At 69.9% G+C, this 14,872-nt stretch carries 10 protein-coding genes; 5 read left to right on the top strand and 5 right to left on the bottom strand.

Annotated elements, in window-relative coordinates; all coding sequences use genetic code 11:
• From cydD to hisC, 4 genes are all read right to left on the bottom strand, one after another.
• A complete protein-coding gene (cydD, locus tag MKW14_RS12615) occupies positions 1–3,492 on the bottom strand; it encodes a thiol reductant ABC exporter subunit CydD (RefSeq protein ID WP_240862203.1) in 3,492 nt (1,163 codons plus the stop codon).
• Positions 3,493–3,551: 59 nt separating this feature from the next.
• Positions 3,552–4,556: a cytochrome d ubiquinol oxidase subunit II gene (gene cydB, locus MKW14_RS12610; protein WP_240862201.1), complete on the bottom strand. Its 1,005-nt coding sequence runs from the start codon at positions 4,554–4,556 to the stop codon at positions 3,552–3,554.
• 18 nt (positions 4,557–4,574) lie between these two features.
• Positions 4,575–6,083 carry a cytochrome ubiquinol oxidase subunit I gene (locus MKW14_RS12605; protein ID WP_240862198.1) on the bottom strand — a complete coding sequence of 503 codons (1,509 nt, stop codon included), beginning with the start codon at positions 6,081–6,083 and terminating at the stop codon, positions 4,575–4,577.
• A gap of 269 nt (positions 6,084–6,352) precedes the next feature.
• Positions 6,353–7,432, bottom strand: a complete 1,080-nt coding sequence (gene hisC / locus MKW14_RS12600; RefSeq protein ID WP_240862197.1) for a histidinol-phosphate transaminase — start codon at positions 7,430–7,432, stop codon at positions 6,353–6,355.
• A 449-nt stretch (positions 7,433–7,881) separates the two neighbouring features.
• Between hisC and MKW14_RS12595 the strand changes: the two genes are divergently transcribed.
• The 5 genes from MKW14_RS12595 to MKW14_RS12575 all read left to right on the top strand — a co-directional run bounded on the left by MKW14_RS12595 (position 7,882) and on the right by MKW14_RS12575 (position 12,812).
• Positions 7,882–8,994, top strand: a complete 1,113-nt coding sequence (locus tag MKW14_RS12595) for a LacI family DNA-binding transcriptional regulator (protein WP_240862195.1) — start codon at positions 7,882–7,884, stop codon at positions 8,992–8,994.
• Positions 8,995–9,194: 200 nt separating this feature from the next.
• Positions 9,195–10,271 (top strand): metallophosphoesterase, encoded by a 1,077-nt coding sequence (locus tag MKW14_RS12590; protein ID WP_240862193.1) that lies wholly within the window; start codon positions 9,195–9,197, stop codon positions 10,269–10,271.
• Positions 10,272–10,463: 192 nt separating this feature from the next.
• Positions 10,464–11,330 carry a hypothetical protein gene (locus MKW14_RS12585; RefSeq protein WP_240862191.1) on the top strand — a complete coding sequence of 289 codons (867 nt, stop codon included), beginning with the start codon at positions 10,464–10,466 and terminating at the stop codon, positions 11,328–11,330.
• A gap of 279 nt (positions 11,331–11,609) precedes the next feature.
• Positions 11,610–12,548: an NADP-dependent oxidoreductase gene (locus tag MKW14_RS12580; protein WP_240862189.1), complete on the top strand. Its 939-nt coding sequence runs from the start codon at positions 11,610–11,612 to the stop codon at positions 12,546–12,548.
• A 33-nt stretch (positions 12,549–12,581) separates the two neighbouring features.
• On the top strand, positions 12,582–12,812 hold the full coding sequence (locus MKW14_RS12575) for a S1 domain-containing protein (RefSeq protein WP_240862187.1): 231 nt from the start codon (positions 12,582–12,584) through the stop codon (positions 12,810–12,812).
• Positions 12,813–12,878: 66 nt separating this feature from the next.
• On the opposite strand, the gene thiC is transcribed toward MKW14_RS12575, so the two are convergent.
• Positions 12,879–14,675, bottom strand: a complete 1,797-nt coding sequence (gene thiC, locus MKW14_RS12570; protein ID WP_240862186.1) for a phosphomethylpyrimidine synthase ThiC — start codon at positions 14,673–14,675, stop codon at positions 12,879–12,881.
• Positions 14,676–14,872 lie beyond the last annotated feature (197 nt).

Raw genomic sequence — 14,872 nt, 5'->3', positions numbered from 1 at the left:
CTACGCCGCTCCCACCAGCGACTCCGTCTCCGCCTCCCGTTCCACCATCGCCCGCAGCGGCCCGGGAACGGCGGCCAGTTCGGCGTACGTCCCACGCTGCACGACCCGTCCCCCGTCGAGTACGACGACCTCGTCCACCGCTTCCAGCCCGGCCAGCCGGTGCGTGATGAGCAGAGTGGTACGGCCCTCGGTGGCGGCCAGGAGATCGGCGGTGAGCGCGTCGGCCGTCGTCAGATCGAGGTGCTCGGCGGGCTCGTCGAGCACCAGCACCGGGAAGTCGGCCAGGAGGGCACGGGCCAGCGCGAGCCGCTGCCGCTGCCCGCCGGACAGCCGTGCCCCGTGCTCGCCTACGAGGGTGTCGAGCCCGTCCGGCAAGCCGTCGGCCCAGTCCAGCAGCCGGGCACGCCGCAGGACGTCCCGCAGTTCGTCCTCGCTGGCGTCCTTCTTCGCCAGCAGCAGGTTCTCGCGCACCGAGCTGTCGAAGAGGTGTGCGTCCTGCGCACACAGCCCGACGAGCCTCCGGACGTCGTCGCCGTCGAGGGCGTACGCGTCCACGCCGGCCAGCGTGTAGGAGCCCGCGTCCGTGTCCAGGAACCGCAGCAGCACCTGCGCCAGCGTGGTCTTGCCGGAGCCGGAGGGACCGACCACGGCGATCCGGCGCCCTTGGTCGAGGGTGAGGTCGAGGCCGGCGAGGGCGTCCCGCTCCTGCCCCGCGTACCGGGCGGTGAGGCCCCGGAGAGCGACCGGGAACGGAGAGGCGGGCGCCTGCCTGGGCTGCCGCGGCTCCCGTACCGGTTCGGGCGCGTCCAGGACCTCGTGCACCCGCTCCGCGCTCCTGCGTACCCGCTGGCGGTACTGCACGGCCAAAGGCAGTCCCAGGACGGCTTCGAAGGCGGCGAGCGGGGTGAGCACGACCACGGCCATCGCCACGCCGTTCAACCGGCCGTCGGCGACGCCCTGGGCACCCGCGAGGGCGGCCGCGGCGACGGTCAGGCCGGAGATCAGCGCGGTGAGTCCGTCGCCGAGCGCGGTCGCGGTGGCCGCTCGGGAGGCGATCCGGGTGAGCGTGCCGTCGGCCCGCCGCGCCTCGGCGGTACGGGCGGGCAGAGCGCCCGCCACCGTCAGCTCGGCGGTGCCGGTGAGCAGGTCGGTCACGCGCGTCGCCAGGACCCCCCGGGCGGGAGCCAGTCGGCGCTCCGCGTGCCGGGACACCGTGGCGGTGACCAGCGGGACACCGACGCCGGCCGCCAGCAGGCCGACGGCGAGAGCGGCGCCCGCCTCGGGCAGCAGCCACGCCGTGAAGCCGACGGAGGCGGCGGAGACGATCACCGCGGCACCGGCGGGCAGCAGCCAGCGCAGCCAGTAGTCCTGCAACGCGTCGACGTCGGCGACCAGCCGCGACAGCAGGTCGCCCCGGCGCGTGTCGCGCAGCCCGGCGGGTGCCAGCCGCTCCAGGCGCCGGTAGACGGCGACCCGGGTGTCGGCGAGCATCCGCAGCACCGCGTCGTGCGACACCAGCCGCTCCGCGTACCGGAACACGGCCCGCCCGATGCCGAACGCCCGCGTCGCCGTCACCGCCACCATCAGGTACAGCACCGGCGGCTGCTGCGAGGCCCGCGAGATGAGCCACCCGGAGGTCGCCATCAGCCCGACGGCACTGCCGAGGGCGAGGGAACCGAGCAGGAGGGCGAGGGCGAGACGGCTGCGGCGGGGCCCGGACATGGCACGGACGCGGCCGAGGACGCCGCCCTTGGTCTTGCGGGGTTCGGTGGCCCCGGCGGCGTCGAGTGCGATGTCCTGAACGGTCTCCTGCACGGCTCGGGGGGCCGCGGGAGTCCGATTCTCCACGGGAGCGGGGACCGACGGCTGCGCCAGCCGCACGACCCGGTCCGCCACCCCGAGCAGCGCCGGCCGATGCACCACCAGCAGCACCGTCCGGCCGACCGCCAGCCGCCGTACCGCTTCCACGACCTCGGCCTCGGTGGTCCCGTCCAGCGCGGCCGTGGGCTCGTCGAGGAGCAGCACCGGCCGGTCCGCGAGGAACGCCCGGGCCAGGGCCAGCCGCTGCCGCTGACCGGCGGACAGGCCCGCACCGTCCTCACCGAGCACGCTCTCGCCGCCGGCGGGCAGCGCGTCCACGAACTCCAGCGCACCGGCATCCGCCAGCGCCCTGCGTACGGCCGCCTCGTCGGCGTCGGGACGGGCCAGCCGTACGTTCTCGGCGATGGTCCCGGCGAACAGATGCGGCCGCTGCGGCACCCAGGCGATCCGTGAGCGCCACTGCTCCGGATCGACGTCCGTGAGGTCGGTGCCGGCGATCCGTACCCGCCCCGCACTGGCCGGCACGAACCCCAACAGCACGTTCAGCAGCGTCGACTTGCCCGCACCGCTCGGTCCGACCAGCGCGACCGTCTCTCCCGGGCGTACCGAGAAGGACACGTCCGACACGGCGTCCTCGGCCCGGCCCGGGTAACGGACGGAAACCCCTTCGAACGCCACGGCGCCCGACGGCACCGCTGCCGTGCCCGACGCCGGAACGGGCGTCTCCAGCACGGCGAAGATCTCCTCGGCGGCGGCCAGGCCCTCCGCCGCGGCGTGGTACTGCGCTCCGACCTGCCGCAGCGGCAGATACGCCTCGGGGGCGAGCACGAGGATGACGAGGCCGATGTAGAGATCCATCTCGCCGTGGACCAGCCGCATGCCGATGGTCACGGCGACCAGTGCCACCGAGAGCGTGGAGAGCAGTTCCAGGGCGAAGGAGGAGATGAAGGCGATGCGCAGGGTCCGCATGGTCGCCTGCCGGTACTCACCGGTGATGCGCTTGATCGACTCGGCCTGCGCCTTGGCCCGCCCGAACACCTTCAGCGTCGGCAGCCCCGCCACGACGTCCAGGAAGTGCCCGGACAACCGGGACAGCAGCTTCCACTGACGGTCCATCCGGGACTGCGTCGCCCAGCCGATCAGCATCATGAAGACGGGGATCAGCGGCAGTGTGCCGACGATGATCGCCGCAGAGACCCAGTCCTCGGTGACGATCCGGGCCAGCACGGCCACCGGCACGACCACCGCCAGCCCCAGCTGCGGCAGATAGCGCGAGAAGTAGTCGTCGAGGGCGTCGACTCCGCGCGTGGCCAGGGCGACGAGCGAGCCGGTGCGCTGCCCGCTCAGCCACCCCGGACCCAGCGCGCCGGCCCGCTCCAGCAGCCTCCCCCGCAGCTCCGACTTCACCGCGGCGCTGGCCCGGTGGGCGGCGAGTTCCGTGAGCCAGGAGACCAGCGCCCGGCCACCGGCGACGGCCGCCAACAGCAGCAGGGGAGTGCGGAGTTCGGCGACCGGCATCCCGTGCTGGAACGCTCCCACCACCACTTCGGCGATGAGCATGGCCTGAGCGATGACCAGCGCCGCACCGACCGCACCCAGGCCGACGACCGCCACCATGAACAGGCGGGTGGCGCGGGCATATCGGAGCAGGCGCGGGTCGATCGGTTTCACGTGAAACACACCCTCTTCTCAAGGGGCATGTTTCACGTGAAACATGCCCCAAACCGGAATCAGTGCGCGGCCTCGGCGAGGTGCTGCGTACCGATCCGCTTGCGGAACACCCAGTAGGTCCAGCCCTGGTAGAGCAGCACGATCGGCGTGGCGATCCCGGCGCACCAGGTCATGATCTTCAGGGTGTAGGGGCTCGACGAGGCGTTGGTGACCGTGAGGCTCCAGTCCCCGTTGAGCGACGACGGCATGACGTTCGGGAAGAGGGAGAGGAAGAGCATCGCCACCGCGGCCACGATCGTGACCCCGGACAGTGCGAACGACCATCCCTCCCGCCCCGCCTGGTTCGCCACCAGCGCCGCGACCAGGGCGGCCACGGCCACGACGAGCGCGACCAGGCTCTTGGCATCGCCGCTGTCGACCTGCGTCCACAGCAGGAACACCAGCGCCAGCGCGGCCGCCACGAGCCCCACCTTGAGGGCCAGCTTCCGCGCCCGTTCCCGGATGTCACCGACGGTCTTGAGCGCCGTGAACACCGCTCCGTGGAAGGTGAACAGTGTCAGCGTCACCAGGCCACCGAGCAGGGCATACGGGTTGAGCAGGTCCCAGACGTTGCCGACGTACTCGAAGTTCTTGTCGATCTTCACGCCCCGCACGATGTTGCCGAAGGCCACACCCCACAGGAACGCGGGGAGCAACGAGGTCCAGAAGATCGCGGTCTCCCAGTTGCGCTGCCAGTTCTCCTCGGGCCGCTTCGCGCGGTATTCGAAGGCGACTCCGCGCACGATCAGGCAGACCAGGATGAGCAGCAGCGGCAGGTAGAAGCCGGAGAACAGGGTGGCGTACCACTCGGGGAAGGCGGCGAAGGTCGCGCCGCCCGCCGAGAGCAGCCACACCTCGTTGGCGTCCCAGACGGGGCCGATGGTATTGATCAACACCCGCTTCTCGGGCCGGTCGCGGGCCAGCAGCCCGGTGAGGATGCCGACCCCGAAGTCGAAGCCCTCCAGGAAGAAGTAGCCGGTCCACAGGACGGCGATGAGGACGAACCAGACGTCGTGAAGTTGCATGACTCGATCTCCCTGGGCCTAGTACGAGAAGGCCATCGGCTTGTCGGCGTCACGGGAGTCGCCGCCGATCTTCGTGGGCGGGTTGAGGTCGGCCTCGGTGAGCTCGGGCGGACCGGCCTTGACGTACTTCACCAGCAGCTTGACCTCGACGACGGCGAGGATCGCGTACAGCGCTGTGAAGGTGATCATCGAGGTGAGGACCTCAGCCTGGGAGACACCGGGGGAGACCGCATGCCGGGTCTGCAGGACGCCGTAGACGACCCATGGTTGCCGGCCCATCTCGGTGAAGATCCAGCCCCAGGAGTTGGCGATCAGGGGGAAGCCCAGGGTCCAGATGGCCACCAGCCAGTACAGCCTGCTGAGCTTCGGATTGAGCGCCTTGTTCCGGAACAGGACCAGATGCGGCACCTCGTCCTCGCCCACCCTCAGATGCTGGGGCAGCATGAACTTCTTGCGGGTCAGCCAGAGTCCGAGCAGGCCGATCGCGAAGGACGCCATACCGAAGCCGATCATCCAGCGGAACGCCCAGAAGGTGACGGGGATGATGGGCCGGTAGTCCCCGGGCCCGTACTTGGCCTGCTCGGCCTTGTTGGTGTCGTTGATGCCGGGGACATAGGAGTTGAAGTTGTCGTCGGCGAGGAAGGACAGCACGCCGGGGACCGAGAGCTCGACCGTGTTGTGGCCCTTGCTGACATCGCCGTAGGCGAAGACCGAGAACGGCGCCGACTTCTGGCCGTCCCACAGTGCCTCGGCGGCGGCCATCTTCATCGGCTGCTGCTTGAACATGACCTTGCCGAGCGTGTCCCCGCTGATCGCGGTGAGCATTCCGGCGATGACCACCGTGATCAGGCCCAGTCGCAGCGAGGTCTTCATCACGGGGACGTGCTTCTTGCGGAACAGGTGGAAGGCCGCGATGCCGACCATGAACGCGCCGCCGGTCAGGAAACACGCGGTGAGCGTGTGGAAGGCCTGCGCCAGCGCGGTGTTCTGGGTCAGGACGGCCCAGAAGTCGGTGAGTTCGGCGCGGCCCCTGGCCTTGTTGATCCGGTAGCCGACCGGATGCTGCATCCAGGAGTTGGCCGCGAGGATGAAGTACGCCGACAGGATCGTACCGATCGAGACCATCCAGATGCAGGCCAGATGGATCTTCTTGGGCAGCTTGTCCCAGCCGAAGATCCACAGGCCGATGAAGGTCGACTCGAAGAAGAAGGCGATCAGGGCCTCGAAGGCGAGCGGGGCTCCGAAGATGTCACCGACGAACCGCGAGTAGTCGGACCAGTTCATGCCGAACTGGAACTCCTGCACGATGCCCGTGACCACACCCATCGCGATGTTGATCAGGAAGAGCTTGCCCCAGAACTTCGTCGCCCTGAGGTACTTCTCGTTCTCCGTGCGCACCCATGCGGTCTGAAGGCCGGCCGTCAGGGCGGCGAGCGAGATCGTCAGGGGGACGAACAGGAAGTGGTAGACGGTGGTGATGCCGAACTGCCATCGCGCCAGGGTCTCCGGCGCCAAAGCCAGGTCCACGTCGCCGCTCCTTACCTCACAGGCTGGTGGAACTTACGCTCAGCGAGCGCTTGTGAAAGCGTTCACATTCACAAGCAATTATGGCGCATGGAAGTTCGGCATAGGACCGGCGGGGGGCCCTGAAGGGGGTCCGATAGGTCACACCTGGACGGGACCGGTCGGCATCTGGCGCTCGGGGCGCCTCTGTTCCACGTGAAACCAAGACGCCCCGCAGCTCACGCCGGCCATCACAGCTCGACGATCACGTCAGCCATCCCGCCCGGCGAACGTCACAGCTCCTTGCGGAAGCCCTCCGCCACCTTCAGGAAGATGTCGTTCGCCTCGGTCTCCCCGACCGTCACCCGCACACCCTCGCCCGGGAACGGCCGGACCACGACACCGTGCTGCTCACAGGCAGCCGCGAAAGCGACCGTCTGCTCCCCCAGCCGCAGCCACACGAAGTTGGCCTGCGTCTCGGGCACGGTCCAGCCCTGTGCGCGCAACGCGTCGACCACGCGCGTGCGCTCGCACACCAGCGAGCCGACCCGCCCGATCAACTCGTCCTCGGCCCGCAGCGAGGCGATCGCCGCCTCCTGCGCGATCTGGCTCACACCGAACGGCACGGCCGTCTTGCGCAGCGCCGCCGCCACCGGCTCATGGGCGATCGCGAAACCGACCCGCAGGCCGGCGAGGCCGTACGCCTTGGAGAACGTGCGCAGCACGCAGACGTTGGGCCGCTCCCGGTAGATCTCCACCCCGTCCGGGACCTCCGGATCGCGGATGAACTCTCGGTAGGCCTCGTCCAGCACGACCAGCACGTCGCCCGGCACCCGGTCCAGGAAGCGCTCGAGCTCGGCACGCCCGACCACCGTGCCCGTCGGGTTGTTGGGGTTGCAGACGAAGACCAGCCGCGTGCGGTCGGTGATGGCGTCGGCCATGGCGTCCAGGTCGTGCACATCCCCGGGTGTCAGCGGCACCTGGACCGAGGTCGCGCCACTGATCTGCGTGATGATCGGATACGCCTCGAAGGAGCGCCAGGCGTAGACGACCTCGTCGCCGGGGCCCGCCGTGGACTGGATCAGCTGCTGGGCGACACCGACCGAACCGGTGCCGGTCGCCAGGTCGGAGAGCGGGACGCCGAAGCGGTCGGACAGCTCGTTCATCAGGCCCGTGCAGGCCATGTCGGGGTAGCGGTTGAAGGACGAGGCCGCGGCCGTCACGGTCTCCATCACGCCGGGCAGCGGCGGATAAGGGTTCTCGTTGGAGGACAGCTTGTAGGCCACCGGGCCACCGGCCGCGGCAGGCTTGCCCGGCTTGTAGGTGGGGATCCCCTCCAGCTCGGCGCGCAGCTTGGGGCTCGTCTCACTCACAGCGGTCCTCCTCGCGACCACCGGCGGCCCGTCCACGCCGCCGGCTTCCAATACTCCACACCTTATGAGGATTCGGCGCCGTTGCGTACGGGGCGGCCGGACCCGGTACGGCGGCCCGGCCGACCGCATCCGCCCCCGCCCGCATCAGGGGCATCTCGTGCGAAGCCAGACGAATCATGGACCGGTCCAGGGGCGCGGCCAGATATATCTGTGCGCCGGTGGCTCACGCCCTGGCGCGCATCACCCATGCAGGTGAGTTGAGACCTCTTCGAGACATCGGGGGGTTGGCAGGCTCATGCGTGCCGACAAGTCACGTAATGCCATTGGATCGTTCAACTGACTTTGTTTCAAAGGTAGTTGACGGTAAATGACCATGCAGAAACGTGCCTGTCAACGCGTGCATATGCGTCCGCCCTACCCCACCGCATGAGCCCTACTATCGGCTCGCCATGACAGCAGCAGGGAAGCACCAGGTGAGCCGCGCGGAAACCTCACGTCGAGGCAGTCGGCCGGGTCGGGCGGGCATCAGAGACGTCGCCGCCGCCGCCGGAGTCTCCATCACGACCGTCTCCGATGCCCTGAACGGCAAGGGCAGGCTCCCGGACGCCACCCGACGCCATGTCCGTGAGGTCGCCGACCGGCTGGGCTATCGCCCCTCGGCGGCGGCCCGGACCCTCCGTACCGGCAAGTCGGGACTCATCGGCCTGACCGTGACGACGTACGGGGATGAACCTTTCACCTTCACCGAGTTCGCGTACTTCGCCGAGATGGCGCGCGCCGCAACCTCCGCCGCGCTCGCCCGCGGCTACGCGCTGGTGATCCTGCCGGCGACCTCGCGCCACGACCTGTGGTCGAACGTCGCCCTGGACGGGACGGTCGTCATCGACCCGTCCGACCAGGACCCGGTGGTCAGCGAACTGGTCCGGCAGGGTTTACCGGTCGTCTCCGACGGCCGCCCGGTCGGCGCGCTGCCGGTCACCGCGTGGGTCGACAACGACCACGAGGCGGCCGTCCTCGGCATCCTCGATCATCTCGCCGACGCCGGCGCCCGCCGCATCGGCCTGCTGACGGGGACCACGACGGACACGTACACCCATCTGTCGACGACGGCGTACCTGCGCTGGTGCGAGCGCGTCGGCCAGGACCCGGTGTACGAGGCCTACCCCGCGCACGACCCGTGCGCGGGCGCCGTCGCCGCCGACCGCCTGCTCGCCCGCCCCGACCGGCCGGACGCCGTCTACGGACTGTTCGACCCGAACGGCACCGATCTGCTCGCCGCCGCCCGCCGTTACGGCCTGCGCGTACCGGACGACCTGCTTCTGGTCTGCTGCAGCGAATCCACGGTGTACGCCAGCACCGAGCCGCCGATCACCACGCTCTCACTGAAGCCGCGCCGGATCGGCACGGCGGTGGTGCAGCTGCTCATCGACGCGATCGAGGGGGTCGAATCGGACCAACCGGTCGAGCAGGTGATACCGACCGAGCTGATCGTCCGTACCTCGTCCCAGCGACGTCCGCCGCGCACGACCGTCAGCCCGCCGCGTTCGCCCGAAGAGGAGTGAAACAAGCGCTGTCAGCAGCGGTCGAACCCCTGCCCAATCGGGGCGAAAGCCGCGGTGAACTGGACTCTTGCTCCGATTCACCACCCCTGGGTCATCACATGGCGCGATCCGCATTCCTATGATGGGCCCACGACACCGCGGGCCGCTGCGACCAGGCAGTCCGAAGCGGTGCAGATGCGGCGCGATGGTGGAGGGGTCTGATGACTCAGGGGGCCGGTCAGGGACCCGAGGTGGAGCGGACGGCGACGTTGCGCGACTTCCGGGTGCCTGCGTACGTCCACGAGACCGGTCCGTACGGCCACAGCACGCACCCCGGAGACGTCGTACCGCCCCAGGAGGAGATGTATCCCGACGGGTACACGCCCACCGAGCGCGATCTGCCGGTCGTCCACCCCGGTGACCCGCTCGGCGGGAACGTCGACGCGGTGTCCGCGGGCATCCCGCAGCAGGGGGAGGGCGTGGGGCCGCTGTACGTCGTGGGGGACGTGCACGGCTATCTGGAGGAGCTGCTGGCCGCCCTGCGGGAGCAGGGGCTGATCGACGTGGCGGGCAACTGGTGCGCGGGCACCGCCCGGCTGTGGTTCCTCGGCGACTTCGCCGACCGCGGACCCGACGGCATCGGTGTCATCGAGCTGGTGATGCGGCTGTCCGCCGAGGCGGCCGCGGCCGGCGGCTACTGCAAGGCCCTCATGGGCAACCACGAGCTGCTGCTGCTCGGCGCCAAGCGGTTCGGCGACACCCCCGTCAACTCCGGCGCCGGCACCGCCACCTTCCAGGCGGCCTGGCTGCTCAACGGCGGACAGAAGACGGACATGGACCGGCTGCAGGACCACCACCTGCAGTGGATGGCCCGCCTCGACGCGGTCGAGGAGGTCGACGGCTATCTGCTCGTCCACTCCGACACCACCGCCTACCTCGACTACGGCGACTCGATCGAGGCGGTCAACGACACGGTCCGCGAGACACTCACCCGTAACGACGCCGACGAGTGCTGGGACCTGTTCCGCAAGTTCACCAAACGTTTCTCCTTCCGCGACGAGGGCGGTGCGGACGCCGTACGCTCCCTGCTGGATACGTACGGCGGCACCCGGATCGTTCACGGCCACAGCCCCATTCCCTATCTGCTGGGCGAGGTCGGCTCCGAGGACGGCGAGGAGCGCCCCGAGCCGGTGGTCGAGGGACCGCACGTCTACGCGGACGGCCTGGCCATCGCGATGGACGGCGGAGTGACCATGGCCGGAAAGCTGCTGGTCCAGCAACTTCCGCTGGATATCTGACCGTTCTCGGGGCAGGCGCGGCCACACGGAGGATCACGGAGAACGGCCCTGGCCAGGGCCCAATTTCCGGAAACCCCCTGTCACCGCGTGCCGTCCCCGCTCTACCATCGGCTTATCCGTAGCAGGCTCCCCTCCGTTTCTGCCCGACGGCTCGTTGGCATGCGAGCCCCAAGCCCTACGGAGCATCGGGGGATGCACATGAACAGCGTTCCGCAGCACCTGCTGAGTGAGGACCGCCAGGAGTACGAGCGGGTCCTCGACGAGGCGCTGCGCTCCGCCCCACACCGCCCGGAACTGGCCGCTGTGGGACAGCGGCTGAATCCCGAACAGCTGCGCACCATGGCGCTGAACGCCACCGCCCTCATCACGGTGGCCGCGGCGACCGAGTACCAGCACTACGTGAAGGTCCGCGAGGAACTGCGCCAGCCGGCGTCGTCCACCCCGTCGTCCTCCCGTGAATCCGGCTCCGCGGAGTCGGGCGCGGGCGCGATGGGGCTCGCCACCACCCTCGGCGAGGCCGCCGAGCCGGCCGGCGCGGGCGCCGTCGCCGTCGCCGCCGTCCTCACCCCTGTCCTCGCCGGAACGGCCGCGGCGATATTCCTGCTCGTCGGCTACATCATCAGGTCCGTCGCTCCCAAACAGATGTTCGGAAAAACCCTCCTGACGGCGGGTTGGGTGTTCGGCGCCCTGACCGCGGCCGCGATCCTCGTCGCCGCCGTCGGGCTGCTCCTGACGGCCCTGCGCAACAGCCCCTCGCTGGAGGCGGGACCGTACGGCGAACTGAACGAGGAGGTGACCCGGGCCAGGGAGGCCTGGCGGGAGGCGCTGCTGGAGCGCGGGATCCTGCCGTTCCTGTGCGACGCACTGGCCGACCCGGGCACGGCGGCCCTGCACGACCCCGCCCCGCAGGCGCCGACCAGCCGCATCCCGCATCTCGGTTACGACCGCCCGGGCTTCACCAGCCCGGACGACGGCCCGGCACGCGGTCACCGCCCGAGTTTCACCAGCCCGGACTACACCAGCCCGGACTTCGGAGGCCCGGAGCACCAGCCGGAGTGACCACCGGCTTGCGCCTCCCACCGCTCAGGCCCCTCGGAGGAGCGCAAGCCGGACAGCCGGCCGCAGTCGGCGGCAGTCGGCGGCCTTACGGACGGCACGTTCGCCGCGTCGCGCGTCTTCGGCCTGTACGGCGGCGGCGTTCGCCTGCGCCCGGGCGGGGATGCTCCGCGGCGGACCGCCCGGTCCGGAGGAACCCCGGCATCGCACAAGTGCCGTCTTCCGCCGGAGCATTGAGCGGGCCGATCATGGACACACCACGCCCCCTGCCGAGGAGACCTGATGTCCGCCCGCATGCATGCCGTCGTCCAGTCCGCCTTCGGCGGCCCCGAGGCGCTCGTGTACACGGAGACCGACGTGCCCGAACCGGGGCCGGGTGAGGTGCTTCTCCGCGTCGCCGGTGCCGGGGTCAACCCGGGAGACGCGGTGCTGCGGTCCGGCCGGGTGCCGGAGCTGGTCACCCTGCCGTGGACGCCGGGCAACGACGTGGCCGGGGTCGTCGAGCGGGTCGGCGAGGGCGTGACACGGTTCGCGCCCGGCGACGCGGTGTACGGCATGCTGGCGGTCGGCCGGCACGGAGCGTACGCCGAGTTCACCGTCGCGCCGGCCGAGGCGCTGGCCCTCGCGCCGAAGAACCTCGATCTGGTGCACGCGGGTGCCGTGCCGCTGGTGGCTGTGACCGCATGGCAGGCACTGGCCGTGCTGGCGGGGGTCCGGCCGGGCGACCGGGTGCTGATCCACGCGGCGGCCGGCGGCGTCGGGCATGTCGCGGTGCAACTGGCCAAGGAGTTGGGGGCGCACGTCATCGGCACCGCGCGGGCGGCCCGTCACGACCTGCTGCGCCGACTGGGCGCCGACGAACTGGTCGACTACACCACCACCGACCTCCGGACCGCCGTGGCGCCCGTGGACGTGGTCCTCGACCTGGTGGGCGGATCCTACGGCCCGCACTCCCTCGACGTGCTGCGGCCGGGGGGTCTGCTCATCGGCGCGTCGATCGATCCGGGAACCGACGACCGCCAGGCCGCCGACCGCGGATTGCGCTACGTCTGGGTCACGGCCGAGCCGTCAGGCGCGCTGCTGGATCACATCACCGAGCGGATCGAGACGGGCCGGCTGCGGGTGCTGGTGCAGGACACCTACCCGCTGTCCGAAGCGGCGGCGGCCCACCGCGCGATCGAGGCCAGGCAGACGACTGGCAAGATCGTCCTGGTGCCCTGACGGCCTTGAGCAGAGCGTTGTTTGGAGTCCGCGGTGATCGATGCAAGCGTGCGCGTGTGGCATGACGAAGAGGGCTGGGGGGTCCTCGACTCCCCGCAGACGCCCGGCGGTTGCTGGGCGCACTTCTCGGCGATCGAGATGCCGGAGTTCCGCTCTCTGTCCGCCGGCCAGGTCGTCGCGCTGGAGTGGGAGGCCGGCGAGCAGGACGGCTGGCACTACCGAGCCGTCCGCGTGGTGCTCAGGGACACCGCGTCCGCGAACTGAGAGACGCCGGGTCCCGGTGGAGGAAACGCCGTCCCGGCCGGTGGCGGGACGGCGCTCCGGCGTTCGTCAGTCGGCGATCGGCAGATACACCCTGTTGCCGCTCGCCGCGAACTCCTTGGACTTCTGCAGCATCCCCTCCGCGATCTCCTCCTGCGACGCCCCGTCGGCCGCCTCACCGCCGAACCGCTCGGTGATGGTGTGGCTGATCTTCATGGAGCAGAACTTCGGCCCGCACATCGAGCAGAAGTGAGCCGTCTTGGCCGGCTCCGCCGGGAGGGTCTCGTCATGGAACTCACGGGCCGTGTCCGGGTCCAGGGCAAGGTTGAACTGGTCCTCCCACCGGAACTCGAAGCGGGCGTCGGACAGCGCGTCGTCCCACTCCTGCGCCCCGGGGTGCCCCTTGGCGAGGTCGGCCGCGTGGGCGGCGATCTTGTAGGTGATGACGCCGGTCTTGACGTCGTCCCGGTTGGGCAGCCCCAGGTGCTCCTTGGGAGTGACGTAGCACAGCATCGCCGTGCCCCACCAGGCGATCATCGCGGCACCGATGCCGGAGGTGATGTGGTCGTACGCCGGCGCGACGTCCGTCGTCAGCGGGCCGAGGGTATAGAACGGAGCTTCATCGCAGATCTCCTGCTGAAGGTCGATGTTCTCCTTGATCTTGTGCATCGGGACATGCCCCGGGCCCTCGATCATGGTCTGTACGTTGAAACGCCTGGCGATCCGGTTGAGTTCCCCGAGCGTCCGCAACTCCGCGAACTGCGCCTCGTCGTTGGCGTCAGCGATCGAACCGGGACGCAGACCGTCCCCGAGCGAGTACGTGACGTCGTACGCGGCGAGGATCTCGCAGAGCTCCTCGAAGTTCTCGTACAGGAACGACTCCTTGTGGTGCGCCAGGCACCACGCCGCCATGATCGAGCCGCCTCGCGAGACGATGCCGGTCTTGCGGTTGGCGGTGAGCGGGACGAACGGAAGGCGCACGCCCGCGTGGACGGTCATGTAGTCCACGCCCTGCTCGGCCTGTTCGATGACCGTGTCCTTGTAGATCTCCCAGGTCAGCTCCTCGGCCCGGCCGTCGACCTTCTCCAGCGCCTGATAGAGCGGCACCGTGCCGATGGGGACGGGGGAGTTGCGCAGCACCCACTCGCGGGTGGTGTGGATGTTGCGGCCGGTGGACAGGTCCATGACCGTGTCGGCGCCCCAGCGGGTCGCCCAGGTCATCTTCTCGACCTCCTCCTCGATGGAGGAGGTGACCGCGGAGTTGCCGATGTTCGCGTTGACCTTCACCAGGAACCGCTTGCCGATGATCATCGGCTCGATCTCCGGGTGGTTGACGTTCGCGGGCAGGACCGCCCGGCCCTCGGCGATCTCCTCGCGGACGACTTCCGGTGAGACGTTCTCCCGGACGGCCACGAACTCCATCTCGGGCGTGATCTCGCCGCGGCGGGCATACGCGAGCTGCGTGACCGCCTTGCCGTCGCGGCTGCGACGCGGCTGGCGCGGCCGTCCCGGGAAGACGGCGTCGAGATTGCGCAGGCCACCGCGGGGCGAGGTGTGCTTGACCCCGTCGTCCTCCGGGCGGACGGGCCGCCCCGCGTACTCCTCGGTGTCGCCACGGGCGACGATCCAGTTCTCGCGCAGCGGGGCGAGCCCCCTGCGGACATCCGTGTCGGTGAGCGGATCGGTGTACGGACCCGAGGTGTCGTACAGCGTGACCGACTGCCCGTTGGTGAGGTGCACCTGACGGACCGGCACCCGCAGATCGGGGCGCGAACCCTCGATGTACGCCTTGTGCCAGCCGATGGACTTCCCGTTCTCCCCGTCGAACTGCGTGGAGGCAGGCGTGCGTGCGTCCTTGTTGGTCATGAGACCTACTCCCTACGCCGGCATTACCCGGTAACAGGTTCGGCGGTCGACGCAGCGGTTTCCGTCTGCCGACGTTTCGTGGGGAACATCACTCGACTTCGGTGATGTTCCACGTGAAACATGGCTGGGACGGAGGTCAGCGCCCTCTCAGCCCGGTGCTCCGAGCTCCCGCGTGTGCAAAGGTGCCTTCACGCTAG

The sequence above is a fragment of the Streptomyces gilvus genome (assembly GCF_022513565.1).
In the GTDB taxonomy this organism is placed as follows: domain Bacteria; phylum Actinomycetota; class Actinomycetes; order Streptomycetales; family Streptomycetaceae; genus Streptomyces; species Streptomyces gilvus.
Note: the sequence above shows the minus strand (reverse complement) of the source record. Positions and strands in the feature narration are given on the sequence as shown.

What these genes read in the sequence shown, in the direction of transcription:
- MKW14_RS12595 (WP_240862195.1), top strand. Translation starts at nt 7,882, where the DNA reads ATGACAGCAGCAGGGAAGCACCAGGTGAGCCGCGCGGAAACCTCACGT.
- MKW14_RS12590 (WP_240862193.1), top strand. Translation starts at nt 9,195, where the DNA reads ATGACTCAGGGGGCCGGTCAGGGACCCGAGGTGGAGCGGACGGCGACG.
- MKW14_RS12580 (WP_240862189.1), top strand. Translation starts at nt 11,610, where the DNA reads ATGTCCGCCCGCATGCATGCCGTCGTCCAGTCCGCCTTCGGCGGCCCC.
- cydB (WP_240862201.1), bottom strand. Translation starts at nt 4,556, where the DNA reads ATGCAACTTCACGACGTCTGGTTCGTCCTCATCGCCGTCCTGTGGACC.
- thiC (WP_240862186.1), bottom strand. Translation starts at nt 14,675, where the DNA reads ATGACCAACAAGGACGCACGCACGCCTGCCTCCACGCAGTTCGACGGG.
- MKW14_RS12585 (WP_240862191.1), top strand. Translation starts at nt 10,464, where the DNA reads ATGCACATGAACAGCGTTCCGCAGCACCTGCTGAGTGAGGACCGCCAG.